20 protein-coding genes and 1 pseudogene are annotated in these 26,580 nt (G+C 45.1%); 17 read left to right on the forward strand and 4 right to left on the reverse strand.

Going from position 1 to position 26,580, the window contains the following annotated elements; translation table 11 throughout:
• Positions 1–169: 169 nt before the first annotated feature.
• A pseudogene (locus NYE72_RS11400) lies at positions 170–697 on the forward strand (cupin domain-containing protein); the annotation flags it as partial.
• Between the two features lie 396 nt (positions 698–1,093).
• Here the strand turns inward: NYE72_RS11400 and NYE72_RS11405 are convergent.
• Positions 1,094–2,089 carry an acryloyl-CoA reductase gene (locus NYE72_RS11405; RefSeq protein WP_076142368.1) on the reverse strand — a complete coding sequence of 332 codons (996 nt, stop codon included), beginning with the start codon at positions 2,087–2,089 and terminating at the stop codon, positions 1,094–1,096.
• Between the two features lie 139 nt (positions 2,090–2,228).
• Between NYE72_RS11405 and NYE72_RS11410 the strand changes: the two genes are divergently transcribed.
• The 6 genes from NYE72_RS11410 (at position 2,229) to NYE72_RS11435 (ending at position 8,602) form a co-directional block, all read left to right on the forward strand.
• Positions 2,229–2,804 carry a hypothetical protein gene (locus tag NYE72_RS11410; RefSeq protein ID WP_339211798.1) on the forward strand — a complete coding sequence of 192 codons (576 nt, stop codon included), beginning with the start codon at positions 2,229–2,231 and terminating at the stop codon, positions 2,802–2,804.
• 321 nt (positions 2,805–3,125) lie between these two features.
• Positions 3,126–4,544, forward strand: coding sequence for an NAD-dependent malic enzyme (locus NYE72_RS11415; protein WP_076317260.1), 1,419 nt, complete (start codon positions 3,126–3,128; stop codon positions 4,542–4,544).
• Between the two features lie 116 nt (positions 4,545–4,660).
• Positions 4,661–5,194 carry an AAA family ATPase gene (locus tag NYE72_RS11420; RefSeq protein ID WP_076214427.1) on the forward strand — a complete coding sequence of 178 codons (534 nt, stop codon included), beginning with the start codon at positions 4,661–4,663 and terminating at the stop codon, positions 5,192–5,194.
• Between the two features lie 373 nt (positions 5,195–5,567).
• Positions 5,568–6,011, forward strand: coding sequence for a GNAT family N-acetyltransferase (locus NYE72_RS11425; RefSeq protein WP_036683459.1), 444 nt, complete (start codon positions 5,568–5,570; stop codon positions 6,009–6,011).
• A 31-nt stretch (positions 6,012–6,042) separates the two neighbouring features.
• Entirely contained in the window at positions 6,043–6,534 is a 492-nt protein-coding gene (locus NYE72_RS11430) for a DinB family protein (protein ID WP_076317259.1), read from the forward strand.
• A gap of 88 nt (positions 6,535–6,622) precedes the next feature.
• Positions 6,623–8,602, forward strand: a complete 1,980-nt coding sequence (locus tag NYE72_RS11435) for a CotH kinase family protein (RefSeq protein WP_339211799.1) — start codon at positions 6,623–6,625, stop codon at positions 8,600–8,602.
• A 71-nt stretch (positions 8,603–8,673) separates the two neighbouring features.
• On the opposite strand, the gene NYE72_RS11440 is transcribed toward NYE72_RS11435, so the two are convergent.
• Positions 8,674–10,368, reverse strand: a complete 1,695-nt coding sequence (locus tag NYE72_RS11440; RefSeq protein ID WP_339211800.1) for an ABC transporter substrate-binding protein — start codon at positions 10,366–10,368, stop codon at positions 8,674–8,676.
• A 112-nt stretch (positions 10,369–10,480) separates the two neighbouring features.
• On the opposite strand from NYE72_RS11440, the gene NYE72_RS11445 reads away from it, so the two are divergent.
• The 10 genes from NYE72_RS11445 to NYE72_RS11490 all read left to right on the forward strand — a co-directional run bounded on the left by NYE72_RS11445 (position 10,481) and on the right by NYE72_RS11490 (position 23,762).
• On the forward strand, positions 10,481–11,992 hold the full coding sequence (locus NYE72_RS11445; protein WP_339211801.1) for a DUF4173 domain-containing protein: 1,512 nt from the start codon (positions 10,481–10,483) through the stop codon (positions 11,990–11,992).
• Between the two features lie 24 nt (positions 11,993–12,016).
• Positions 12,017–12,541 carry a hypothetical protein gene (locus NYE72_RS11450; RefSeq protein ID WP_036683471.1) on the forward strand — a complete coding sequence of 175 codons (525 nt, stop codon included), beginning with the start codon at positions 12,017–12,019 and terminating at the stop codon, positions 12,539–12,541.
• 94 nt (positions 12,542–12,635) lie between these two features.
• Positions 12,636–13,334 carry a cyclic nucleotide-binding domain-containing protein gene (locus NYE72_RS11455; RefSeq protein WP_036683474.1) on the forward strand — a complete coding sequence of 233 codons (699 nt, stop codon included), beginning with the start codon at positions 12,636–12,638 and terminating at the stop codon, positions 13,332–13,334.
• Positions 13,335–13,495: 161 nt separating this feature from the next.
• Positions 13,496–15,190, forward strand: a complete 1,695-nt coding sequence (locus tag NYE72_RS11460) for a methyl-accepting chemotaxis protein (RefSeq protein ID WP_076224938.1) — start codon at positions 13,496–13,498, stop codon at positions 15,188–15,190.
• Between the two features lie 265 nt (positions 15,191–15,455).
• A complete protein-coding gene (locus NYE72_RS11465; protein ID WP_339211802.1) occupies positions 15,456–19,358 on the forward strand; it encodes a discoidin domain-containing protein in 3,903 nt (1,300 codons plus the stop codon).
• 148 nt (positions 19,359–19,506) lie between these two features.
• Positions 19,507–20,427 carry a cysteine synthase A gene (cysK, locus tag NYE72_RS11470; RefSeq protein WP_076224936.1) on the forward strand — a complete coding sequence of 307 codons (921 nt, stop codon included), beginning with the start codon at positions 19,507–19,509 and terminating at the stop codon, positions 20,425–20,427.
• Positions 20,428–20,447: 20 nt separating this feature from the next.
• Positions 20,448–21,341 carry a hypothetical protein gene (locus NYE72_RS11475; protein WP_076317254.1) on the forward strand — a complete coding sequence of 298 codons (894 nt, stop codon included), beginning with the start codon at positions 20,448–20,450 and terminating at the stop codon, positions 21,339–21,341.
• Positions 21,342–21,627: 286 nt separating this feature from the next.
• Positions 21,628–22,401 (forward strand): histidine kinase, encoded by a 774-nt coding sequence (locus tag NYE72_RS11480; RefSeq protein WP_256715528.1) that lies wholly within the window; start codon positions 21,628–21,630, stop codon positions 22,399–22,401.
• Positions 22,398–23,057 carry a response regulator transcription factor gene (locus NYE72_RS11485; protein WP_038570057.1) on the forward strand — a complete coding sequence of 220 codons (660 nt, stop codon included), beginning with the start codon at positions 22,398–22,400 and terminating at the stop codon, positions 23,055–23,057. The genes NYE72_RS11480 and NYE72_RS11485 overlap by 4 nt, the downstream gene beginning before the upstream one ends.
• A 63-nt stretch (positions 23,058–23,120) precedes the next feature.
• A complete protein-coding gene (locus NYE72_RS11490; protein ID WP_076138753.1) occupies positions 23,121–23,762 on the forward strand; it encodes a DUF1775 domain-containing protein in 642 nt (213 codons plus the stop codon).
• Between the two features lie 112 nt (positions 23,763–23,874).
• Here the strand turns inward: NYE72_RS11490 and NYE72_RS11495 are convergent, their stop codons facing one another.
• Together NYE72_RS11495 and NYE72_RS11500 are read right to left on the reverse strand one after the other, a co-directional pair.
• Positions 23,875–25,821 (reverse strand): CotH kinase family protein, encoded by a 1,947-nt coding sequence (locus NYE72_RS11495; RefSeq protein WP_339211803.1) that lies wholly within the window; start codon positions 25,819–25,821, stop codon positions 23,875–23,877.
• A gap of 29 nt (positions 25,822–25,850) precedes the next feature.
• Complete coding sequence (locus NYE72_RS11500) at positions 25,851–26,579, reverse strand: DUF4956 domain-containing protein (protein ID WP_036683492.1); 729 nt, start codon at positions 26,577–26,579, stop codon at positions 25,851–25,853.
• Position 26,580: the final 1 nt, after the last annotated feature.

The following is a 26,580-nucleotide window of genomic DNA, read 5'->3' on the forward strand; positions in this document are numbered from 1 at the left end:
TATGCCTCCTATGTGGGGTGAGAGTGTAATACTTAGAGGATGCCCCGTTTAGAAAAGAAAGATGAATTTTTATCAGGAGTAGTGAATCTCCGCACCTAGGCATAGGCAAACGCATATCTTGTGTTTAGGGAAAGCAAAAATTTATAGCAACAGAAAGGCAGGAAAAAAAGTGACTTCATACATGGACTATACGTCCCCCAATACAGAGTTTACTTTTGATGTGAACACCAATACACTTTTTAAAAAAGATGCCAACAACTTCATTAACTTGCTGTCGATTAAACAATTGAACACGCTTGAGAACATATCGCTGCTGGATATTTTTCTTAGCAAATCAAATGTTGTGGAACCTCATTATCATCAAAATGCTGCAGAGCTTGTGTATTGTATCTGCGGTTCAGCGGTAGTGTCTTTAATCAATCCGTTCACAAATGAACTTCTGCATTTTCCGATTTGTCCGGGTCAAGTGGCAAACGTGCCGCAAGGCTGGTGGCATTATGAGGTAGCTACTGTGGATAATACACATCTGCTCGCGATTTTTGACGCACCTATTCCTGAGGTCATTTTAGGTTCGGATATTCTTAGCAAAACCCCAGCAAATGTATTAGCCCATACTTACTGCTTAAATGAAGCTAAGGTAAAAGAAGCTCTTGCTCCAATCAAGCCGGGAACCTTCATCGGCCCTCCTGCTGACTGCTGCGAAGAAGATAAAGTAATGGGCAGCAGCAATATGGCTCCTAATATGGCCCCTAACATGGCCCCTAACATGGCCCCAAATATGCAAGCCAATGTTAAACCAAATATGCATCCTAATATGCATCCTAATATGCATCCTAATATGCAGCCAAATATGAATCCATACGCTCATATGCAGGCACAACCCATCCCGATATCTTCACAAATGCCTCCAGCTACACAAGCCTTTAATTATCAGCCTTACCCGATGCAAGGGTACTATACGCAGGGTTATGATCAGCATTATCGCCAACAACCCTATGTACAGCAGCAGCCGCATTACCAGTATCCAAATAACCAAGAGTAAACTAAAAAAACCTCCCGGAACTCTAGATTCCGGGAGGTTTCGTTGTTAAACCTAGGATAAACGGACAAGTACTCTTCCTCTAAGGTTTCCTTGTAGAATATCTTCCAATGCTTGCGGTAGCTCGTTTAACGTGACTTCACGATCCACGAGGTTCTCCAGCTGACTTGGCTTCAGATCGCTCGCCATCCGTTTCCAAGCCTTCTGGCGAAGGTCTGCAGGACATTCAACGGAATCTATGCCGAGAAGGTTAACACCCCGAAGAATAAACGGAAGTACTGTAGTTGGAACTGAAGTGCCTCCGGTTAAGCCACTTGCAGCTACAGAACCTCTGTAGGTGATTTTACTCAAAACTGCGGCAAGGGTGTCACCACCCACCGAATCTACTGCGCCTTGCCATAATTGTTTGTCCAAGGGTTTGCTGGCGCCGCCAATGACCTCTTCACGTGAGATCACGTCTTCGGCTCCTATACCTCTAAGGTAATCGGTAGCTTTGGCGTTACCTGTGCTTGCCACTACGCTATACCCTTTTGCGCCAAGCATGGCAATAGCAGATCCACCTACACCGCCGGTAGCGCCTGTTACAAGTACTTTGCCTTTGTCCGGGGAAACGTCATGATCTTCCAGGGCTAGTATGGACAAGGCAGCTGTCAGTCCTGCAGTACCGTAGATCATAGCTTCTTTAAGCGTCAGGCCTTCGGGAAGGGGAGTGATCCAACCTGCTGGAATCCGAGCGTATTTGCTAAAGCCGCCAAAGTGTGATACGCCAACACCATATCCTGTCGCAATGACTTGCTGCCCTTTATGAAACCGCTCATCTGTGGAAGATACCACAACACCGGATAAATCTATCCCTGGAATAAAGGGATATGTTCTTAGAATTTTACCGTTTGGAATACTGGCTAAACCGTCTTTATAGTTTACACTGGAGTAAGCAACCTTAATTACAACCTCTCCAGCTGGCAGATCCTCTAGGGTAACCGGTTTAACAGCTACGGAGAAGGAAGATTCTGTTTTGTCGACAACTAACGCTTGAAATGATTCTGTCATAAGTGTGAGCTCCTTCAACTACGTTATAGGTAAGACATGTATATAATATTTATTCTGCCCGGTCAACTTGTGATTGTCTATGATATAGCGCAATTGTTTATTAAGGTTCCGTTAAATCTTGTGATAGAGGGTGAAGCTTATGAAATGGAAAAATTTAATGGGTACAGTCTTAGCGGGTATCACATTAGTCTCACTTGGCTTTAATGGATATTCTTTTTATAACAAGCCACCAAAAGAGACTAACCAAACTACCAAGGAGCTTGTTCAAACTATAGGCGAGATTTCAATCCAATCTAACTCTGAGAGTGGAGTGCAGGGTGAAAGCGTGGAGGAACTGAAAAAAATTATTTATAACTTACCTCAAGTGGAGAAAAAATTAGCTTTTATAAAGGGAGTAATCACAGAAGGGAACTCGGTTTATCTGGATCTGGATGAGGTGGAATGGTTCGGTGGAGAGGCGGCAGAAATTGCGGCTAAAGAAGATGGTATACAAGAACCCGAATCATTGCCTAATGGATTCTATATCCGAAATGCAAGCGATGAAATCGAACGACTTAAGCTTGAGACTGATGTAACTATAGTTGAACTAAATGGGGCGAGACCTCAGCAAGTTGACTATACGAATTTTATTAGCGAAGAGCTTGTGGACAGATTATTCCATCTGACATTTGTAGAAGGTAAGGCTGTTTTGCTAGAAGAGCAGTACAGACCTTAGTGAGGGAGAGCAACTGAAAGTGCCAGCGGAGAAAAGAATCGGCGGGATGCTCTACAGCATGCAGAGAAGGTAATGAAGAGTAGAAGAGCTTACTGTTTGTTTATGCTTACATACACTTAAGATTATGATGAAATTTATTTTCACGGGAAAAATGGCTCTGTGTCCGTAGCTGCCATACCTGATGTATTTGGACCGGGTGCGGATGGGAATACTGTATGAAGAAAAATTTTTCGTTGATCTAGTTAATAGGCGGAAGATATGTTTAAATGGGAAAGTATAGTATTTTTTAAATAATAGGATTGAAGAAAGAGAGGCTAATTCATGTCGATTGCGACTACAATGATTATCAGGCTCGAAATTCGGAAATCGGTTGCATCTTTTGGCGATGTTGCTTCAGGAATTGCCGCAGCTGGCGGAGATATTGTTGCTATTGACGTGATACGTGCAGGGAAGGATGTCACTACCCGAGATATAACAGTGAATGTGCAAGACGCAGCTAATGGAGAAATTATCTCAATATTATCGAAGATGCCGGGAATTAAAATAATCAACGTGTCGGATCGGACGTTTCTGGCTCATCTTGGCGGAAAAATCGAAATCACACCTAAAATGCCGATTAAAAATCGGGAGGATTTATCCTTAGTGTATACGCCGGGGGTAGCCCGAGTGTGTACGGCGATTGCCGAAGATCCCAGAAAAGCTTATTCTCTGACGATGAAAAGAAATACAGTTGCAGTCGTTTCGGACGGCACTGCTGTACTTGGACTAGGGGATATCGGTCCGGAAGCAGCGATGCCTGTCATGGAAGGTAAGGCGATGCTGTTTAAGCAATTGGCGAACATTGATGCTTTTCCGCTGTGCTTAAATACCAAAGATCCGGATGAAATTATCAATATCGTAAAAGCAGTTTCTCCTGGCTTTGGAGGGATAAACTTAGAGGATATAAGTTCACCACGCTGCTTTGAAATCGAACGCCGGCTTGCGGAAGAGCTGGACATTCCGGTATTTCATGATGATCAGCATGGAACATCCGTGGTGGCTTTTGCAGGACTTTTGAATGCGCTTAAAGTTGTTAATAAATCTATTGAAAATGCGCGGATTGTTGTTGTGGGTATAGGGGCGGCTGGGGTGTCCATATGTAATCTGCTGCTGGCAGCGGGCGCGCGTTATATTTATGCGGTTGATCGTGAAGGCGTTCTCAGAAAAGATCTCCAGTATGATAATCCGGAATGGCAGAAGCTTGCTGCCGCAACCAATCCTGAGGGAATTGAGGGTGGAATAACGGAGGTTATACAAGGGGCAGATGTCTTTATTGGGGTGTCCCGTGGGGGGATTCTGACCGTGGAGCATCTTAAAAGCATGGCCAGTGATAACATCGTTTTTGCGATGGCTAATCCTACACCGGAGATTGAACCGGATTTGGCAGAACCTTTTGTTCGCGTTCTAGCGACAGGCAGAAGTGATTATCCGAACCAGATCAACAATGTGTTATGTTTTCCGGGTATTTTCCGTGGCGCACTTGATTGCCGGGCTAGAACTGTGAATCTGGAAATGAAGCTGGCTGCGGCAAAAGCCATTGCATCGGTCGTTCATCCGGATGAACTCAATGAGCAATATATCATCCCAAGTATTTTTAACGAAAAAGTAGTTGAACAGGTCCGCCTGGCAGTAATCCAAGCGGCTATATCCACGGATGCAGCACGCCGGATTCCTAAAGACGTAGCAGCTATAACGGAATAAGAGCTATATGATAAATGGACTGCTTTGCTTCATTAGAGAGCAGTCTATTTGTTTTTATATTTGGAGGGAAATTGCCCGAATTGCAACTTTAAATCCACTTAAAGGTGAGGGAATGTATGAGAAAAATTCATATTATGGGAGCCTCAGGCGTAGGAACGAGTACATTAGGTTACGAATTAGCTAAAGTGTTGCCACATGTCCAGTTAGACAGTGACGACTATTTTTGGGAGCATAAATTCACTAAGCAACGTGAGGTCAATGAGCGATTAGCAAGACTTACAAGAGATTTGACTCATAAGGAACCTTGGATTCTGAGCGGTGCGGTATGTGGCTGGGGAGACGGCCTTCGACCATTATTCGATTTGGTTATTTTTCTAGGACTTCCACCGGAAATTCGTTTAGATAGATTAAGAGCCAGAGAGTACGAGAGATATGGTGATCATATTTTGCCTGGAGGAAGTAAATATGAAGCGTATCAGACCTTTATGGAGTGGGCGGCATTATATGATGTTGCTGGAGTTGAAGTCAGGAGCAAAGTGCTGCATGAGGAATGGATGTCCGCACTGGAATGTCCTATTTTACGAATAGAGGAAGATTTATCGGTTGGAGAGCGTGTTGAGATCGTGCTCAGATATTTACAAATGGCATAGGAGGAACTTTTGGTCGGCGGAATATATTCAACAGGCTACAGAAGAATTCAGCAATAATGTTGAGGGAGTCAACGGCGAGTTAAAGTCCGTACATTCTGGGATTGGTGCGTAGAGTGGGATGGACAGATGGATGAATTCGAGTTGATAGTTCGTAAATAATGGGGCTATGAAGAAGATTAAGCTGCATCCATTTTATGTGGCTAGTGCTGGGGCGGATGGCTTGGTATTATGGGCATTCTTCTTTTATGAAGATGTTGGCACAGCAGTTGGTCCAAAGAGGTTATAATGGAAAGCGTATATCTCATCCACGGAATGGTGGACTGTATGTGTATGAGCAGGGCTGTTAATTTAAAAGAAAGCAGGATGAACAATCATGGTTGATATTAAAGAAATAGAAATGGAATCTCTTCCTGAACTGGGGAATTTATATCAAGAGCTGATGAATAAACCGTCTGACCTTAATAAGCTTGAAGAAGTGTTTAAAGTGGTTAAGGCGGATAACCGGTACATTCTATTGGGTGCTTTTGTAGAGGGGGAGTTACTAGGGTCTTTGATGGGCATCGTGTGTCAGGACTTAGTGGGGGACTGCAAACCGTTTATGGTGATTGAGAATGTGGTCGTTTCAGCGCGGGCACGCCGTCAAGGCGTCGGCAAAAAACTTATGAACGCCATTGAACAAGCGGCCCGGGAAAGAGACTGCTATTATATTATTTTAGTCTCCGGTGAGCAGCGGAAGGAAGCGCATGTGTTCTATGAATCGTTAGGTTATAGAGATGAAAAGGTAGAAGGATACCGAAAACATTTAAGTTCCCATTAAAAAGTACAACAACTTTCTAGGAGGTTTTTATTTGCAGACATTTTTTCAATATAACTGGATGGTCCGCGAACAATGGTATGAGTGGTGTGCAAATATTTCTGAGGAGGAGCTGCTTGCAATACGTATAGGTGGTGTAGGCAGTATACTCAAGACGCTTTTTCACATTGTGGATGTGGAGTGGAGCTGGATTCAAGTATTGCAAGGAAAACCGGATTTCCAAGAGGATTTTGAGCAGTACAAGACTTTGCAGCAAGTACGAGAATTGGATGCAAAATTCCACACAGAGGTGGAACCCTTTGTAACGGCTTGGCATGAGGGGCTGGAGCAGAGGATTTTTGAGGATCACCTTCCGGATGGCAGGATCGTGACCGATGCCTGGGGTGAGGTAATGCGCCATGTGATTGCTCATGAGATTCATCATGTCGGGCAATTATCGGTCTGGGCCAGAGAGATCGGAAAACCGCCGGTTTCAGCTAATCTGATTGGCAAAGGGCTGATAAACAGCCTGCCTGGCAAAGCTTAGACAAGCTATTCAGCGTATATTCAGATTCATATTTTACAATCTCCTTGAACTGCGAAAACATAAATCTGTACTTCAAGGAGGATTACACATGGTGAAGAAGAAAAATTTGCTGAGAAAGTTCATGGCAGTTACACTAAGTCTTGCTATCGTCTCAACGGCGTTTGGAGTTGCTGGAAACACGCCCGTAGTTAGTGCGGCGGATGCAGGTGTAACGAAAGCGTATGAATCCCTGTTCGCGGGTGACAGAATCATTGATGTTAAAGTAACGATTGATGATGCGGATTGGAAAAGTATATTAGCAAGTCCCCTCGAAAAAGAATACAAAAAAGTTAAGGTTGAAGTTGACGGGAATGTTGTTGAAAATGTTGGGTTTTCTACTAAAGGGAATCTGACGTTAAAATCGGTAGCCAGTATGACAGACTCGGACAGATACAGCTTCCGGCTGAAATTTGATAAATATGATAAGAAGCAAACGTTACTTGGTCTTGATAAAATGGTACTGAACAACAATTTTTCGGACCCTTCGTATATTCGTGAATATTTACATTACGAAGCGCTCCGTTCTGTTGGTGTGGATGCACCTTTGACTGTGTTCACCAATCTGTATATCAACGGAGAATTATATGGTTTTTATGTAGGTGTGGAAGCGATAGATGACAGCTACCTGGAACGTACCTATGGAGAAACTTATGACGAAGGTGTTCTGTATGATACAGAAGAAAAAAGTTATCTGCAGTACAAAGAAGACAGTGACTACGAAACGATAACTTATGATACAGGTAAAGAAGATGATAAAGCTTCGTTAAAGAACTTCATCAAGGTACTGAATGAGATGCCTGCCGGTGTGAAGGGTTCTATTGAAAGTGTGCTAGATGTGGATTCGGCCCTGAAGTATATCGCCGCTAATGCTGTATTGGGTAACTATGACAGCTATAACGGGGATAAAGGTCATAATTATATGTTGTACGGGGATGCATCCGGTAAATTTAGTGTACTTCCATGGGACATGAACATGTCCTTTAACGGGTATTCTGGTGGCGGAGGCGGCAGAGCAGGTACAACAGCTGCTGCGGGCACAACTTCTACATCGGCAACAACCATCGCAGCCAATACCAACGCAGTAACTGCATCGATTGATAATCCTACACTTGGGATAAGTTTAGATCAGGTCCCAATGATTGCTAATCTGTTGGAAGTGCCTGAATATAAGACTAAATACCTGAAATATGTATCTGAGCTGGTTGATTATTTGGAAGGAATTCAGAGCAGAATTACTGAATTGGCTACCTTAATTAAACCTTACGTTCAAGCAGATCCAACCAAATTTTATACCATGGAACAATTTGAAAGTAATGTTACTTATTCAGCAACAGGTGAGATGGGTGGTAGTGGAGGAATGACACCACCAGCTGGGATGGAAGGCATGACACCTCCTGAAGGGATGGAGGGCATGACACCTCCGGATGGAACGACACCGCCAGCACGTCCTGATAATACAGGGACTGCGACTGATGGTAATCCTACACCTCCAACAGGTAACGCTGGAGGCGGGGGACAAGGTATGGGCACAATGGCTGCAGGTTCGATTATGACCTTTGCGCTGAACAGACTTGCTAATCTGCAAGGCCAGCTAGGACTTAACGTCACACCTCTACCCTCTGTAACTACAACACCATCAACAACTAATCCGAACACGACGGGCACTAACGGAATATCCGTACTTTTAAACGGAACAGCGGTCAGCTTTGCAGATCAGCTTCCTGTGAATAAGGATGGCCGGGTGCTTGTGCCAGTGAATGCAATCTTTAATGCTCTGGGTGCTACAGTAACCATGGATCAAACGACTAAGAAAATCACTGCAGTAAAAGACAATACAACGATCGTAATGGCCATTGGCAGCAAGACTGCTTACATCAATGGAAAAGCGCTCACACTCGACGTTCCTCCGCAAATTATCGGAAATCGGACATTAGTTCAGGTTAGATTTATTTCCGAGGGATTGAATATGGATGTGAAGTGGGATGCGGGGACTTCTACAGTTACAGCTACGACTAAAACAGCAGCTTAATAATTAGCTTTATCGCGTATGCGGAAATCCGGGGCAAGCTCTGGATTTCCGCATTTTTTAATTCAAGCAGATCAACTCGTGCTGCTGCTAGAGAGCAGCGGCGGAAACCAGACATGACGAAGATCAACCCAACCCTGGCTATTGAAGCTAACCCCGCGGACAGAGGGGAGATAAGCTGTCTGAGTGGGCTTTTCATACAAAATATGTAGGTGGTGCTCTTTAATCAGACGGTTCTCGATGATACTGAAACTTTCCGCTCGGGCCACCGGATTAGGTTCGCGCGCGATGGTATACAGCCAGCCTTCTATATCCGCCCGGGTATACGGTTCAATATGCTGGGAGAGCGTAAGGTATAGATCAAATAAACGAAGTTGTTCATCCTCGTCACGGAATAATGAGAAAACAATCAGGTCAGATTCCAGCCGAATCGGACCTTTAAATTCCTCTGGAGACACGGAAATGACATTGCATTTATAACCTTGTTGCTCTAGTCTAGTGGCAATAAAATCAGCATCGCCAGCATATTGTGGAATCGTAGAGATTTGCAACGTGATTTCTTGATCTTTTATCGCTTCTTGCTCGATGGACGCTGAATCGTCTTTTAAACAGGAGACTATTTTTGCCCGAAGCAGGGGATCGCTTAGCGGTCCCTTTTTTTGCGTATTGCAGGTGACGAATTTCCGAATGGAAGACTCCGAATGAATTCGGCTCCAGGTCGAAGAACTGGCGGATGAGGGATTTTGAATCACGTGAAAAGCAGAACCCGTATCAGAGGATGACGTTTCAGTATCCCACGGGACATAAAGGATTTCAACCCGATCTAAATGAGCCCGTCCTTGAAAATAATAAGGAAAAACCTCCAGCACACAAGTGTCCTCGGTCATATCCACAACCTTAAAGGGGCCAGTCCCCACGGGTCTACGGCCAAAGCTCTGCTCATCTATTCCTTCTAAATCACGCGGTACAATTGCAGCTCTGCTCGTGCACAAAAATGGCAGAAATAGTTCATTAGGCTGCTTAAGCGTAATTTGAACGGTGGATGGATTTAATGCGGTGACCCGCTGGATTTCTTTGAAAATATAGCTATAGAGTGTCCGTTTAGAGGTTCGCATCAACCGTCCCAGGGAATAGACTACATCCTTGGCTGTCAGCACTTTTCCATGATGGAATAACACCTCTTTACGTAGAAAAAAAGTCCAGAGCGTCCGGCTCTCATCGACTTCCCAGGCGTGAGCCAGACAGGGAACAATTTTGTCACGTTCACCGCTTCGTTTCACTAACCCGTCGAAAACATGGCTGGAAACAAATGACTCTGCCAGCAGATTCATATATAACGGATCGAAGGTATGTAGCTGCTGGGTAATAGGCAGCCGGAGAGTATCAATTTGTTTGTCACTACGAATTTCAGAATGATGCCCAAAATAGGTCAGCAGCCAACCCTGCAGTGTATCCTGCAGTGAGGTGGAGCTGGCATGGGTTTTGATGCCTTCTATAGCGTTGTGGACATCTTTGCGGCTAATCGCCTGCATCATGGATTGAAGGGCTATTTCTTCGGAGGGAATAAGAAATTGCAGCAAAGAGCGGCTTCCCCGCCCACGCTTAGGCGTCCATTTGATCCATTCCTGCAACATCATTTTATTCACAATATGCATGGCATTGCGGTGTGTACAGCCGAAAATCAATGCCAACTCATCCATCGTCACTGAGATTTCTGTGGCTCCCCCAAAATGAGATTGCAGCTTTAAAAATTGGCTATGCAGCTTCATTGTTTTGGTTCCTTTCGGAAAATAGGAAATTATAAATAAATTCTTTCTCTTTTTTTTCTTATTTTATCACGTAAAATAAGGATGAGAAAGTAAGAAAATGGGGGTAATTACCATGACCGAGGAAATGGAAACGGGAACGGGACTTAGGCTTAATCGATCGCTTGCTGCTTTGCTTGCTGCGTTCTTACTGGCAATAGTTCATCAGTATTTATTTTATGGAAAGCTGGCGGGCCTATCGTATCCAATCTTTGTGTGTCTGTTCTATGCGTTCATGCTTTATTATGCCAAGGCTAAAATCCGCAAGCTCAACAAATTCTGTTACTTCTGGTTTGGAGCGATTTTTCTACTTTCATTAACCTATTTATTCTTTCATAATTTTTTCTTCTTTGGGCTGAACCTGCTGGTGATCCCGGTGTTGATTTTATTACATATGACTTATTTGCTTAGTGATAAACGGCCGGCTTGGAGCCGGCTTGGATTAGTGGGGAACACGCTGGAGCATGTGCTTCCACAGAATTTCCGCCATTGGAGCACTGTGTTTACGATCATTAAAAGGACTGGCGGCAGTAAAATGAAGGACGAGCGTAAGCAGGTCATGGGGAAAGTGCTGATAGGACTTGCGATCTCTTTTCCAATATTGCTGGTTGTGGTTACTTTGCTGTCCTCAGCGGACGGAGTGTTTCATCATGTACTGCTGGAGCTGCCGAATGTGCTGGATCGGATTTCATTTGGGGAAGGTTTTGTGCGGGTGCTGTGGATTATCCTGCTGGGCATGGGCTTTTTCGGCTTAGTGTGGGGGTATGTGGATTCGAAAATCTATGACTGGAATATGCAGCCTAAGGAATATGGTCCAGTACTGGCGCCTGTAAGCTTTAAAATGGATCCGATAATTATGACGACGATTCTTATAGTCATTAACACGGTATATGTATTGTTTGTTTTCGTACAGTTTTCTTACTTGTTTGGAGCATGGGAAGGGATTTTACCAGAGGGCAGCTCATATGCTGATTACGCACGTAGTGGATTTTTTGAGCTGATTATGGTGGCTGCGATTAATTTCGCGATTTTGCTGCTGGCTTTGGTATCGGAAGGAAAAAGAAGTGGAGGGCTGCAAAAATTTATTAATGTCCTGCTCTACATTCTGGTTGGTTGCTCGACAGTGATGCTATATTCCGCCTATACCCGTCTGACTCTATATGAAGAGGTGTACGGCTATACCACGACTCGGTTTTTAGTGCATGCATTTATGATATTTATGGGCTTATTGTTGGTGGTTGCAGCCTTACGGATAGCTGTTCAGCGTGTGCCATTGGCGAAATGTTATATTGTGCTGGGCTTGATCTCCTACGTCGTCATGAACTATATCGGGATGGATGTTATTATCGCTAATAAAAATATGGATCGTTATGCGGCAAGTGGTAAATTGGACGCCAATTATTTGGTCCGTTTATCTCCGGAGGTCATCCCTTCTCTGATAAGGTTTAGTGAACAGGAAGATGGGATGCTGGATGATTTTTTAAAGAATGAATGGAGAGAACTCAATAAGCGTGAGCGGGCCTGGCAGTCGTTCAATTTCCCGCAATATCTGGCGCAGCGTGAGCTGGCTGAATATTTTGCACAGTAAAGGTAAGAAGAAGGTGTGAGGTCAGTGAGGAAGAAGCCATTTAAAAGAGGCTGGTCATTTATCATCATTTTTATTACGGTAGGTTTAAGTTACGGGATCTATCATATCTATTTATACAATGCGCCCAAACAAAATCATTACTCGCGTGTTTCCAGCACCAATCTTGAACAGGAAAGTCTGGGCGGCATTCAGCTGCTTCAAAGCCTTGATTCAATTGCTAGGGAACCTAAGCCAAATAATGATATAGAGCGGTATCAGTATTATGATCTGGGCCACGAGACAACAATAGCCACAGCACGTGGTGATGATAAAATTATTTTAATCAGCGTCTATTCCGATCATACGATGAGTACGGCAAGAGATATTCATGTTGGAGCTTCAGCGGACGAAGTGATCAAGGCTTATGGCACTTCTTATTATAAAAGAGGGGAGCAAGGGGCTGAGATTATCGGATACGTGGATAAAATCAACCATCGGAGTATTGAATTTTGGCTGCAGGATCAGAAGGTAGATATGATTCGTTATTGTGTGGATTCTGTTGTAATGTAAAGTGTCATAGGAAAACCTCATTAAAAAGGACATATGTCCTTTTTTTGTGGGGTATTCTAAATTACACTGGAGCAAACAATAGAGGGGGCACTACATGCAGACGATAAATGACCGTGAGGCTGTCCGTGCCTTGGCAGTGAAGAACGGTCTGGACGGAATATTTAGCCCGCTGGTAACGCATAAAATGGAGTTGAGACGTTACGCGGATGAAGAAAAGCTGTGTTTGGTTGGCGATCAATTGGATGGAATGTTCATATTGGTTGAGGGCAAGCTCAAAATTCAGACCTTGCTGCCAAATGGCAAATCTATGCTGGTGCGGTTTACAAATCCGATATCTGTGATTGGGGATGTAGAGCTGCTTCACCGGTTCCCTGTTAAGAATCAAGTGGAGTCTGTGGGTGAGAGCTTGATTCTTTTTGCAGGGAGAAGACTACTCCTGAGAGAGCTTGAGGAAAATACAGCGTTGTTACGTTTTCTCGTCGGAGAACTTAGTCACAAATTGCATACGCTCGGTCAAGCCTCCGCACTTAACCTGTTGTATCCTGTGGAGAATCGATTTGCCAGTTATTTAATGTCTTTGTTCGCAGATAAAAACGGTGACCGGCGAGTGGAGGAGATTCGGACCTCAAGTCTTATTGAAACAGCAGAATTGCTTGGCACAAGCTATCGGCATCTTAATCGAATCGTACGTCGTTTTATTGATGAAGGAATCATTACACGAAATCGTGGACGCTTAAGTGTACTGGATGAATCGAAGCTGGCAGAGCTGGCTAACGGAAATTTATACGAATAAAAAGATCTCAAAAGACCATTAGTTCCTGCCCTCGGCCGGAAATAGGGGTCTTTTTGTTTTTTTAAGCAAACATTCAGTTCAAATTCAGAGAGGCTTAAGGGAGAGCTAGTAGGATAAAAGTACCAAATAGACCTACATACATATAGAGATGAGGAAAAACGATGGTGAAAAGTATCCGTGGGAAAATAGTCTTAGGATTTACTGCTGTGATTATAGTCTTTCTAGTGGCGATAGCCGGAAACACATTGTTTCAGGGGAAGGTTACCCAATTGACAGATCAGGTTAATCGTAACTGGGACAAGCTGTCACTTGTTCAAGGCTTAACGGATAAGATTCGTACCGCAGATGAGCTGGGTGCTCGTTATGTGATGAGCAACACAGATGATGAGCGGAATTCCTATCTGGCGCAGTATGAAGAAATGCTCCCATTGATTGAAAATGCTATTACAGAGCTGGAGAGTGCCCGATTAAGTGAAGCTGAGTTAAAGGGTGTAACTGAGCTGAAGAGCAAATGGAATGATTATTTGATCGTTCTGAAGGAAGCTTTTGCTTTAGCTAAGGAAGGCAACTTCCCGGAAGCGCAAAAGAAATTCACGGACCTATCATTAGACGCTATGATAGAATCTCAGATTGTGTTTCAGAACATGCTCATGGAGGAAATAGAGAATGGACAAAGCCTGGCAAATTCGCATCGTAATAACGCTTTGATTACTAGCTTTGGTGTGACCGGATTGTCGGTAGTGCTCGCGGTGATCCTTGCGCTGCTAATTTCTGGACGAATTATTAAACCGCTTCGTGATGTGAACACGCAGTTGAAGGAAATTGCAGATGGGGATGCCGATCTTACGCGCAAGTTAAGTGTTCGTTCTAAAGATGAGATTGGTGAACTGGCGTTTAACTTTAATAAAATGACAGATAATCTGGGCACGATGATTGAACAGGTGAAGTTATCGGCAAATAGTCTCGCGAATTCCTCTACAAAGCTTAGGTCAGATAGTGGAGTGACGGCAGGCGCCACAGAACGAATATCGGATTTTATGGGTGAAATCGCTACCGGAACAGCCAAACAGATGAATGATTTGCAGACCAATACGATTACAATCTCAGAAATATCACTAGGAATCGGCCAAATTGCTGCCAGTGTCCAGGACATCTCGGAAGCCTCCCATCGCTCTGCGGCATTTGCCATTACAGGAGATGAATCCCTTCAGGCCGCTGGGCAGCAAATGGAATCGATTAATCACTCCATACAATCTTTATCACAGCAAGTCCAAGGTTTTGTGAATCGATCTCAGGAGATTGGCAGTATTGTAGGAGTCATAAAAGGAATCGCTTCGCAGACGAATATGCTGGCCCTAAATGCGACGATTGAGGCAGCTCGTGCTGGTGAGCAAGGTAGAGGTTTCGCTGTGGTTGCCGATCAGGTCCGCAAGCTGGCAGAGCAGTCCGCGGAATCCGCCAATCAAATTGCAGAAATGGCGACTGGGATCCAAAGTGAAGCAGATGACGCGATGAAGGTGATGATGAGCAGCATGCGTGAAGTAAAGGGAGGTACGGAGATTATTGAGGAAGCGGGACGATCCTTCGGTGAGATTCGATTATCTATAGATTCACTCGCCGAACAGGTTCAGGAAGTATCTGGAGCCGTGGAGGAGATTACGGCGGCTGCGGATGAGATTGTAGAGTCAATTCGTAACGTTACGCAAATCTCGGAAACAACCGCTGCGAGTACTCAGCATGTGTCAGCAGCCTCACAAGAGCAAATGGCTTCGGTTGAACAAATTGCATCCTCTGCAAGTGAATTAAGTACAATGGCGCATGGACTGCAAGGGTTGGTAGCTAGATTTAATGTATAACACGAAGCTTCGGAGAGTTAAGGGGCAATATAGTCCCCTTGTCCTCTCTGGGGCTTTTTTGTTGAACGTAATATCCCACATACAAAGCATAGAAATTGCCATCGACGGCCATCTACCTATAACTTATATTATTAGCGTTATTAGTTAGCTTGTATCCGTAATCCATCATTTCAAATGTAGGAGGCGAATATCTATAAAACTACTGTTTTGAAAGCGCATCCTTTCTGCTGTATAGCTCCACAAAATTTTGGAAGGTGGTTATTCAATGATAGCAGCTTCTAAAAGATTTACCGGGAAGACGGCAGTACTTTATTGTTTGATTGTTATATTATTTGTAGGTCAGTTAGGATTATATCCCTCGGTGAGTTTAGCTGCGGGGAATTTAGCCCAAGGGAAGACTATTACTTCAAGCTCGTTCGGTGATGTATACGTAGCAGCCAATGCTAATGACGGCAGCCAAGGAACGTATTGGGAGAGCGCAAGCGGTGTTTTTCCGCAATGGATTAAAGTGGATTTAGGGGCAGCAAGCAGCGTGAATCAGGTTGTGTTAAAGCTGCCTACGAATTGGGAAACAAGAACTCAAACGTTAGCGGTGCAAGGGAGTACAGATGATGCAGCTTACAATAACTTAGTAGATTCCGCCAATTATACATTTAATCCAACGAGTGATTCCAATACAGTGACCATCAGCTTTACAGCTGCGAATGTCAGATATGTTAAACTGAATTTCACATCCAATACGGTCTGGCCAGCAGCACAGTTAGCGGAATTTGAGGTTCATGGTAATACAACTACAACTCCATCCTCAGGATATGAAGCGGAGAATGCCGCATTATCCGGTGGTGCCAAGGTTAACACGGATCATACAGGTTATACAGGTACAGGATTTGTTGATGGTTACCTAAATCAAGGTGCTGCAACTGCATTTAGCGTTAATATGGCTTCTGCTGGTAACTATGATGCTACATTAAGATTTTCAAATGCATCAGGCAGTACAAAAACCATTAGTGTTTATGTGAATGGAACTAAAATTAAGCAAACCTCACTTGCGAATCTGGCCAATTGGAATACGTGGTCAACAAAGATTGAGACGCTGGCTCTGAATGCTGGCGCTAACACGATTACTTATAAGTACGATACAGGAGACACTGGAAATGTGAATCTAGATAATTTGAACGTCACTCCAGCTTCTGCGACAACACCAACGCCGACGGCAACTCCAACACCAACGGCAACACCTACCTCAACTCCAACGGTAACACCAACACCGACACCGACGGTAACTCCTACGCCAACACCGACAGTAACACCTACACCAACTCCAACGGTAACACCGACCCCGACACCAACAGTTACACCAACGCCTGGGGCGGGTTCCAATCTGGCTTTGAACAAAAGCATCAACGCTTCCTCTTCCGTCTTTACCTTTGTTCATGCAAATGCGAATGACGGTGATGTAACTACTTACTGGGAAGGAGCAGGAGGAAGTTATCCCAATACATTATCTGTAAACCTGGGTAGTAATGCCGATATTACATCCATTGTCCTCAAACTGAATCCATCATCGGCCTGGTCCACACGTACTCAGACTATTCAAGTGCTTGGGCATAATCAGAATACAACAGCCTTTACTAGTCTTGTGCCAGCAACCGTGTATACTTTTAATCCGGCAGCCGGCAATACGGTCACTATTCCGGTAACGGCCACGGCTAGTGAAGTACAGTTGAAGATTACCACCAATACTGGTTCAACCGCTGGACAAATCGCTGAATTCCAAGTGATGGGTGCACCAGCTGCTAATCCGGATTTGGCGATAACCGGTCTTACATGGTCACCTTCAGCTCCAGTAGAGACCAATGCCATTACTTTAAATGCAACGGTAAAAAATATTGGAACATTAGCTTCCACAGCGACTAATGTAAATTTCTACTTGGGCAGCACACTTGTAGGTACTAGCCCAGTGGGGGCATTAGCGGCTGGCGCATCTACGAACGTCACTTTAAATATGGGCGTAAAGGATGCAGCTACCTATACTTTAACTGCAAAGGTTGACGAGAATAATACGGTTATTGAATTGAACGAAGGCAATAACAGCTTCACTAGTCCAAATTCTCTTATTATTGCTCCCGTATCCAGTTCTGATCTAGTAGCTTCCCCAGTTAGCTGGACACCAAGCAATCCAGCAGGCGGCAATGTGGTCAGCTTCTCGGTGGCAATCAAGAATCAAGGGACGGCAGCATCCGCAGGGGGTGCTCATAACATAACCTTGAAGGTTCTGGATGCTACTACGAATGCTGTACTCCAAACCTTAACTGGAACCTATAACGGCGTGATTGGCAGTGGAGTAACAGCGCCTCCTGTTAGCCTTGGCACTTGGACAGCAGCTAATGGCAAATATACTGTGAAGACCGAAATTGCCGTAGACACTAATGAGCTGCCAGTTAAACAAGCCAACAATATTCAAACACAGTCTCTTTTTGTAGGTCGTGGAGCCAATATGCCTTACGACATGTATGAGGCTGAGGAGGGTGTGATTGGTGGCGGGGCTGTGAAGCTTACTGCTAATCGGACCATTGGAGATCTTGCGGGTGAGGCTTCAGGCAGAAGAGCAGTTACACTGAATACTACAGGCAGTTATGTAGAATTCACTACTAAGGCTGACACTAATACACTGGTCACCCGCTTCTCCATTCCAGATTCGGCGAGTGGAGACGGTACGAATGCTACACTGAACATCTATGTGAACGGAGTTTATACCAAGGCGATTAATCTGACCTCTAAATATGCATGGCTGTACGGTTCAGAGATAAGTCCCGGCAATTCACCAAGCGCGGGTTCTCCGCGGCATATTTATGATGAAGCCAACATTATGTTCGACAGCACGATTCCGAAAGGTAGTACGATTCGACTGCAAAAGGATGTGGCAAATACCTCGCAGTATGCCATTGATTTCATCAGTCTGGAGCAGGTTTCACCGATTGCTAATCCAGATCCGGCCAAATATACGGTCCCAGCCGGCTTTACACATCAGGATGTGCAAAATGCGCTAGATAAAGTACGCATGGATACGACCGGAAATCTCGTAGGTGTGTATTTGCCAGCAGGTAACTATCAGACCTCCAGTAAATTTCAAGTCTATGGAAAAGCAGTGAAGATCATTGGTGCAGGCCCATGGTATACGAGATTCTACGCTCCAACGAATCAGGAGAATACGGATATCGGTTTCCGGGCAAGCGATACCGCTAATGGCTCTACTTTTGCGAATTTTGCTTACTTTGGGAACTACACATCACGTATTGATGGTCCGGGTAAAGTATTTGATTTCTCCAATGTGGCAAATATTACGATCGATAACATTTGGACCGAACATCAGGTGTGTATGTACTGGGGAGCTAATACGGATTATATGGTGATCAAAAACTCCCGTATCCGCAACACCTTCGCTGACGGCATCAATATGACGAATGGCAGCACGAATAATCTCGTATCCAATATTGAGGCACGGGCAACAGGGGATGATAGCTTTGCATTGTTTTCGGCTATTGATTCCGGTGGTGCAGATATGAAGGATAATATTTATGAGAATCTCACTTCAATCTTAACCTGGCGGGCAGCAGGTGTAGCCGTCTATGGCGGATATGCCAATACCTTCCGCAACATTTATATTGCCGACACGCTTTGCTATTCTGGAATTACGATCAGCTCACTTGACTTCGGGTATCCAATGAACGGCTTTGGCGCTTCACCGACAACGAATTTTGAGAATATTTCCATTGTTCGTGCAGGTGGACATTTCTGGGGGGCACAGACCTTCCCGGCAATCTGGGTATTCTCAGCCTCTAAGGTATTCCAAGGCATTCGTGTCAGTGATGTGGATATCATTGATCCAACCTATCATGGTATCATGTTCCAAACCAACTATGTCGGCTCCGCGCCGCAGTTCCCAGTGACAGATACCATCTTCACGAATGTCACAATTTCCGGTGCGCAAAAGAGTGGAGATGCTTTTGACAGCAAATCCGGAGTGGGCATCTGGGTAAATGAAGCGGCTGAGGCTGGGCAAGGTCCTGCCAGAGGGTCAGCCACCTTTAACAATCTGAAGATTACCAACACGGTAACGAATATTAAAAACAATACGTCTACTTTTACGATTAACGTTAATCCTTAAAAATAAATGCTGCCAGTACTGAACAGCCGTCTCCCGCTTTCGTAGGGGGCGGTTGTTTTCAGGTTGCAGAAACCAAGGGTTCTGAATCGACAGGAGGTGCTGCTCACGTTACAATAATGGAAGGTACAGAAATGAAGGAGGCTCTAAAATGACATCCTTAGTGGTTAACAATATAACAGAGCTGATTGGGAATACACCGGTTGTAAGATTAAATCGGCTGACTAGCCCCCAAGATGCAGAACTATATGTGAAGCTGGAGCTTTTTAATCCAAGTGGCAGTGTAAAAGACCGGGCAGCTTATAATCTAATCCTGCAAGCCGAGCTAGCAGGTTTGTTGAAGCCGGGGGGGACGATCATTGAGCCGACTAGTGGAAATACAGGGATAGGATTAGCGATGAATGCCGCGGCAAAAGGGTATAAAGCGATTCTTGTCATGCCTGATAATATGACCAAGGAACGAATCAATATTCTAAAAGCTTATGGTGCGGATGTTGTGCTGACGCCGGCAGCAGAACGGATGCCGGGAGCTATAGCAAAAGCGATTGAGCTGGGAAAAGAAGTGGAGAACAGTTTTATTCCACAGCAATTCGAGAACAAAGCCAACCCTGATATTCACCGGACAACAACCGCTCTGGAAATCCTGGAGCAAATGGAAGGTAAGCTGGATGTGTTTGTTGCTTCATCAGGAACTGGGGGCACGATAACTGGAACCGGTGAGGTTTTGCGTGAGCATCTACCTGATATCCGGGTTCTTGTGGTTGAGCCGCAAGGCTCGCCCGTATTATCTGGAGGAAAGCCAGGACCACATAAGCTGGTAGGAACGAGTCCGGGCTTTGTGCCCGCAATTTTGAATACACAGGTCTACGATGACATCGTTCAGGTCGCGGATGAAGCTGCCTTGGAGACGGTAAGAAGGCTGGCTGCAAAAGAAGGAATTCTGCTGGGTCCATCCGGTGGTGCCACTGTATGGGCGGCGTTGCAGGAAGCGCGTCGTCTTGGGGCTGGCAAACGCGTGCTTTGCATTGCACCTGACACAGGGGAACGGTATCTTAGTATGGGAATATTTTAGTTTCGTCTGGAGGAATGGGAATGAATAAGCTCAGTGTGAGTTTCCTTATTGTTCTACTGCTGGCGGGCTGCTCAGGCTCTAACAAGCCAACCCCTTCTCCAAGTGCAGAGCCAACACCAACGGCAAGCATGCAGCAGCCAGCAGCTTATCTGGAAGCTGGAAAGCTGAAGGCGAATTTTGGTTTTGCAGATGAGTCTGGCAAGAGCATCTTAGTCACCGGGCAGGAAAAAGGGCTGGATGCGCAAATGCAACAATTGAATGAGGCGATCGGCGATCATGGGCAAGTGCTAAAAGTGAAATTGAATAAATGGCAGGAGGGTACGGAGAACAGTAATGGCCGGGAGATGGCTCACAATTTTGTGAATCTGCCAGGGTATCTTTATACGGTTGAAGAGGGGAATGCGACTCCTGATGAGACCTATTACCTGACGGATCAGGCAGAGTTTAATACGAATGCGCTAATCTCTGTTAAGCCTACGGAGGTTAAGCAAGCCTCGCTAAATGTTGCAGAAAATGTGCGGCAGAATATTGTTTCTGCAAAAAATCGTGAAGTAGAGCATATTTGGAAACTTGCTGACCTGTCTGGTGAACGGCAGCTGTATCTCGTTCAATTCATTAGGCAGGATCAGGATATGTTATTCAGTCTCGTGCTGGAAGACAAGGTCGGGCTTACCTTTATGGATTATCCGGCTGTCATTCAAGGCGATGAATTTTCCGTCTGGAGAGTGGATGATGGTGGGGAAGTCATACCAGAGATGTTCTCTATTCTTTTTGCGGCGGAAACCGCTGAAGGTCCATTACTCGGTATGGAGTGGTGGGGAGCGGAAGGCGTAAATACATTTTTCCTGAAAAAAGAGGGAGATGTTTTTAAAGAAATGGACATTCAATACGGACGCTACACATCACCACTATAACTGGGATGCAGATACATCGAAGGATGTATCTTTTTTTTGCTACAATATAAGAAAGTATAAATTTTCACTATATATTGCTTATAATATTATGAAGGATAGCATTAATTTTTTAAAATACTTAAATTTGTAACAATAAGAACTTTAAATAGCCCGATCGAGTCATGTAGCAGAATTGTGACGGTGATATTGTTAATCATAAGATGTACGGGAGGGGACAGCAACGTATAACCGAATCAAGTACATGATCCTGTTACTGCCAACGCTAATGGTAGGGATCTGGGAGGTCGTGCGCCATCAGTTTCTAATGCCTTATATTTCGATGGATCTGGGGAATTATTTGACACCTGTTCTCGTATTTTTGTTCACTCTTGTATTGCTCGTCCCTATGTTTTCGCTTATGGAGCGGAATCAGCGGGAGCTGGAGCAGGAACGTGCGCTCAAAGAGGCAATGAAAGCCCGGGAAGGGCTAGCTAAGGAACTGCATGATGGGATGGCGCAATCTTTATTTCTTTTATCTGTCAAAATAGATCGTTTGGAAGCAAGCCGCAGGAATGGGGAAGTCAGCGAAGAAAATGTGGATCAGATCAAAAAGACCGTCCACGAGGTGAACCGTTATGTTCGGCAGGCGATCGCTAATCTGAAGGTACCAGTGTCTGAGCAGCACTCTTTTTCATTGGAACAGTCGGTTAAAGATCAGCTTGCTCAAATGGCTAACGAGATTATGATTGAAGTTTCCTTGGATTGGAGTCTACAGGATGAAGCCCTCTCTCCTTCGGAAAAAGCAGAGCTGCTATCTTGTATCCGAGAGGCTATTATTAATGTGCGTAAGCATACAAGAGCGGCGAAGGTTTCTATCACGGGTGCAGGCACTGAGAAAAACTGGAGCGTGGCGATTGTCGACAATGGCGAAGGATTTCAGCATGACCCTTTTGAGGTAAACGGAAGTTACGGCCTTCAGATCATGAAGGAACGTGTCGAAGGAATGGGTTGGAAGCTTCAGGTGAGCTCCGGCAATACGGGGACAAATGTGGAAATTACGAAAGGAGGGGGAAGTTTATGAGCCGGTACCGGGTTTTGGTTGTGGATGATCATGCGCATGCGCGTGAGGCGATGTGTGAGATTTTGTCCATGGATGATAGTTTTGAGGTCATTGGTGTAGTGGAGAGTGGTCCTGAGGCGATCGCGTTCACGGCCCAGTGGATGCCTGATCTCATTCTTATCGACATTCAGATGCCGGAGATGGACGGGCTGGAGACTACTCGCCGGATCAAGCAGGAATATCCCTATGTCAAAATCGTTATCGTTACGGTATCGGACGAAATTTCCCACCTCCTCGAAGCGCTGAAGCAAGGCGCACAAGGGTACTTATTGAAGAATCTGGCACCTTCCACCTGGATTGAATATTTGCAAGCCATTGTGAATGAAGAAGCACCGCTAAGCCGGGAGCTGGCTTTTCAAATCCTGAAAGAATTTACCGTTCCTTCAGTAACGGACGAAGGAGAGTCATTGACGGCAAGGGAGAAGGAGATTTTAAGCTGTGTGTCATCCGGATCGACGAATAAAGAGATTGCCATAAGCCTGTCGATTTCGGAGCATACCGTAAAAAACCATCTGAAAAACATCCTTCAAAAGCTTCAACTCCAAAATCGTACGCAGCTGACGCGTTATGCTCTGGAGCAGGGGCTTGCTTCACGTAAACGTGATTTTCCGCGGTAATTATGAGGATAGAGATGAAAGTGAAAAATGATAAAATTACTTAAGGAAAGAGGCACTCTAACTATGAACAGATTATCTCGCAAAATAATGACACTATTCGCACCAGCCGCTGCAACACTTCTGTTGTTCGCAGCCGTGGCAAGCGCACACGTAACCGTGGCACCAGCACAATCCAGTACCGGAGCATGGGAGACTTACACACTTAAAGTCCCTTCAGAAAAAGATGTAGCGACTGTACAAGTTGATCTACGTATCCCGGCAGGTGCCGAGTTCAAGCAATATGAGGCTACACCGGGCTGGGATGTTACCATTGAGGGGAACAAAGTTAGCTGGATAGCTAATGGAGAAGGAATTAAAGCAGGACAATTCCAACGTTTCTATTTCACAGCGAAGAACCCTGATACTGCAGGTGACATTGCTTGGGATGCTTATCAGCATTATGCCGATGGCAGCTTGGTGCAGTGGTCTGGTGAGGCAGGAACAGAAAGTCCGCATTCTATTACTTCGATTGTGCAAGCCTCCGGTGGGAATGAACATTCTCACGGTTCCAGTGACAATGGCATGAGTATGGAAGAACATAATGCCATCATGGAAAGCGAGAACAACTCCAACAGTGTCAACCCAATGGTTTACATCGCATTAGGGATCTCTTTACTAGCCTTTTTAATAGCAACCATAAGTATATTGCGCGGGCGGAAAGAGTAAGCGGGAACTAGTTGTGATACAAGAATATAGTGTTCATGCAAGAAGCCTCCGTCAATAAACGACGGAGGCTTCTTGCATAAATTATTTGTTGATGAGGATACTTTTTACTGCTCTACAGCCGTTTGCGTTTGTAGTAGGTTACGAAAGCAGCGGTTAGTATTAGGAGAAGGATGGCGACGCCAGTGGTGATGGCTTCACTCGTGCTGCCTTTTTGCTGCATAGTACCAGCACCACCAAAGTCGCCACCGCCCATACCACCAGGCATACCGCCACCAAAGCCACCGCCGCCCATGCCGCCACCACCAGGACCATTTCCGCCGCCTTCAGGGAAAGCGGGTCCGCCCATAGCTCCAGGCTCACCACCCGCGCCGCCGTCAAATCCACCTTGAGCAGCTTGGCCGTTAGTGTTGTTTTGTCCACCTTGAGCAGCTTGGCCGTTAGTGTTGATCTGTCCGTCTTGAGCAGTTTGCCCTGTTTGTGTAGTCTGCCCACCCGCAGCTGCTTGTGAGTTACTGCCAGGACCATCGCCGGCATTAGGGATAGCCGGTCCGCCCATGGCACCAGGCTCACCACCTGCACCACCCTGAGCAGTCTGTCCATCCGTAGCCGCTTGCCCTCCGGTATTTGGTGCAGCTGCGTTTGCGCCAGTATTACCAGTAGCGCCATCCGCACCTGTGGCCTGCCCAGCACCCGCAGCGCCTTGAGCTGCACCATTTTTAGCGCCGCCACCAAAGCCACCGCCGCCCATGCCACCACCCATGCCGCCACCACTTCCTGATCCGTCACCGGATGAAGGAATGGTGCCGTCGAGCTGCTGCTGGATACTTGTGGCCATGTTCGACATGAAGGTCTCAACAGCCTTTATCCCATTTTCATACTGTTCGAAAGTGTAGAAGGCGGATGGATCCGCTTTGACATAGCTGGAAATCATCGTGTTCAGCTCATCAATCCGAGCCTGGAACGTATCGTCCGCTAGATAGCCAGTAATCATCTCACTAACAATTTCGTGATATTTCGTTTTGTATTCCTCATTAGCGAGCAGTTTCGCAATCAGCGGGCGTTCTGCCAACGCACCTTGGGTAGGCTCGTCAATTAACACATCTGCGCTTCCCATGCCGCCAAAAGCCATATTATAATCCCACGGCAGAATCGAGAAGACTCCATCGTCTTCATATAAGTAATAATTCTGCTTATTCCCACCTAAATAACTGTCCATATTACCCGTGACCGCATTTAGAGCGATATACTTCAGCGATTCCTCTACGTCGATGTATTTTTCATAATCGGTGCCGTTATTTAGCTCATTCAGCATGTCGACAAGAATATCATCGTTGGACTTATCGGATTTCATTTCTAGTCCAGTATAGAGGGCTGGATCATCGCCCAGCCAAGTCAAATCACTGCCCTGACCGGTCATTACACCTTTATAAAGTGCACCATAAGCGTTGCCGAAATTGCGTTCCAGATAAGCATCACCGATCTGTTCTACTGCAAGATAGAAACCCTTCAGTTCATCGTTTACATACACATTGACGAAGGAATATTTCGGCGTCGGGAGACCGACACTTTCAGCGAGCTCATAGGTCAGAAATTCACGCATATAAGAAGCATCGCTGTAATTATTATTAAGATTGATTTTAGTAATGCCGAATAAATTCTGGTTAACATACTCATCAAAAGAAATTTTGAAGCTGTAGCGGTCAGAGTCTGTCATCTGTACTACGCTTCTGAGACTGAGATTTCCTTTGGTCCGTACAGCTACATTATCGTATTTCATACCGTTGTACTCTACGGAAGCCATTTTATATTCTTCAGCACTGGCATTATCCAGCATATCCTGAAAATCGTCCGGGTCCAAAGTGATTTTGACATCCACGACCTTATCTTTTGGAAAGACCTGCTCGTCTAGCTTTTTCTCATCGCTCGAAATGACCTTGTCTTGAGCATCAGACGTTGGATTATTTGTTGCAGACGGACTTGCGTTCTGACACCCGGCTACGGCGATGACCAGCAGCAGGCAGCAAAAACTCAGCAGGATTGACTTACCTCTGGTTTTCATCTGGGGCACCGCCTTTCATCTCGTTGTAATTAAGATACATAGTCACCGCTATAGCTGATCAAGAGTGCATTTTTGACACCTTTTAGGTCAGAGACTGTGTTGACAAAGCCGCCTACTTTATCATCCAGACGAAGCTCCAGCGTCAATTCAATATTGTTTGCGGAGACTGTTTTTTGCTTCACATTGTAACGTTTTACGGATTTGGTGATATGGCTGTGTACTTCACGTTCACTTTCATCACTGTCGCAGTTAATGACCAGTAAATATGGCGTTTCGATAGAAGAGTGTTTGATGAACAGGAACAAAATGAGGCCGATAATGATCGAACCGATAATAGCCAAGGTGAAAAATCCTGCGCCTGTTACAATCCCTGCTACAGCTGCCCAGAACAAGAAGATCAGATCAGTTGGATCTTTGATTGGTGTTCTGAAACGAACGATGGACAATGCGCCGACCATACCGAGGGACAGCACAAGGTTAGAGTTAATCGCAATAATGACAGTAGCTGTAATCATGGTCATGCCCATAAGTGAGACGTTAAAGCTTTTGGAATATAAAACACCGCTAAAGACACGTTTGTAGAGCAGGTAAATGAAGTATCCGATCAGAAAAGCTACGCCCAAGGTAATCAGCATCTTGGAGATACTAATATCAGATACAAAATTGTCGATCACCGAGTTTTTAATAATGTCCGAAAAATTATTTGTAGTATCTGTAGTCGTTGTTGTAGCTGCTAGCGGTGCTAGTGATGCATTCATA

The organism is Paenibacillus sp. FSL L8-0333, assembly GCF_037965665.1.
GTDB classification, from domain to species: domain Bacteria; phylum Bacillota; class Bacilli; order Paenibacillales; family Paenibacillaceae; genus Paenibacillus_AQ; species Paenibacillus_AQ odorifer.

Bases quoted from the DNA above. Each gene is read 5' to 3' on its own strand.
- NYE72_RS11405 (WP_076142368.1), bottom strand. From the start codon at position 2,089: ATGACAGAATCATTTCAAGCGTTAGTTGTCGACAAAACAGAATCTTCC.
- NYE72_RS11410 (WP_339211798.1), top strand. From the start codon at position 2,229: ATGAAATGGAAAAATTTAATGGGTACAGTCTTAGCGGGTATCACATTA.
- NYE72_RS11415 (WP_076317260.1), top strand. From the start codon at position 3,126: ATGTCGATTGCGACTACAATGATTATCAGGCTCGAAATTCGGAAATCG.
- NYE72_RS11420 (WP_076214427.1), top strand. From the start codon at position 4,661: ATGAGAAAAATTCATATTATGGGAGCCTCAGGCGTAGGAACGAGTACA.
- NYE72_RS11425 (WP_036683459.1), top strand. From the start codon at position 5,568: ATGGTTGATATTAAAGAAATAGAAATGGAATCTCTTCCTGAACTGGGG.
- NYE72_RS11435 (WP_339211799.1), top strand. From the start codon at position 6,623: ATGGTGAAGAAGAAAAATTTGCTGAGAAAGTTCATGGCAGTTACACTA.
- NYE72_RS11440 (WP_339211800.1), bottom strand. From the start codon at position 10,368: ATGAAGCTGCATAGCCAATTTTTAAAGCTGCAATCTCATTTTGGGGGA.
- NYE72_RS11445 (WP_339211801.1), top strand. From the start codon at position 10,481: ATGACCGAGGAAATGGAAACGGGAACGGGACTTAGGCTTAATCGATCG.
- NYE72_RS11455 (WP_036683474.1), top strand. From the start codon at position 12,636: ATGCAGACGATAAATGACCGTGAGGCTGTCCGTGCCTTGGCAGTGAAG.
- NYE72_RS11460 (WP_076224938.1), top strand. From the start codon at position 13,496: ATGGTGAAAAGTATCCGTGGGAAAATAGTCTTAGGATTTACTGCTGTG.
- NYE72_RS11465 (WP_339211802.1), top strand. From the start codon at position 15,456: ATGATAGCAGCTTCTAAAAGATTTACCGGGAAGACGGCAGTACTTTAT.
- cysK (WP_076224936.1), top strand. From the start codon at position 19,507: ATGACATCCTTAGTGGTTAACAATATAACAGAGCTGATTGGGAATACA.
- NYE72_RS11475 (WP_076317254.1), top strand. From the start codon at position 20,448: ATGAATAAGCTCAGTGTGAGTTTCCTTATTGTTCTACTGCTGGCGGGC.
- NYE72_RS11485 (WP_038570057.1), top strand. From the start codon at position 22,398: ATGAGCCGGTACCGGGTTTTGGTTGTGGATGATCATGCGCATGCGCGT.
- NYE72_RS11490 (WP_076138753.1), top strand. From the start codon at position 23,121: ATGAACAGATTATCTCGCAAAATAATGACACTATTCGCACCAGCCGCT.
- NYE72_RS11495 (WP_339211803.1), bottom strand. From the start codon at position 25,821: ATGAAAACCAGAGGTAAGTCAATCCTGCTGAGTTTTTGCTGCCTGCTG.
- NYE72_RS11500 (WP_036683492.1), bottom strand. From the start codon at position 26,579: ATGAATGCATCACTAGCACCGCTAGCAGCTACAACAACGACTACAGAT.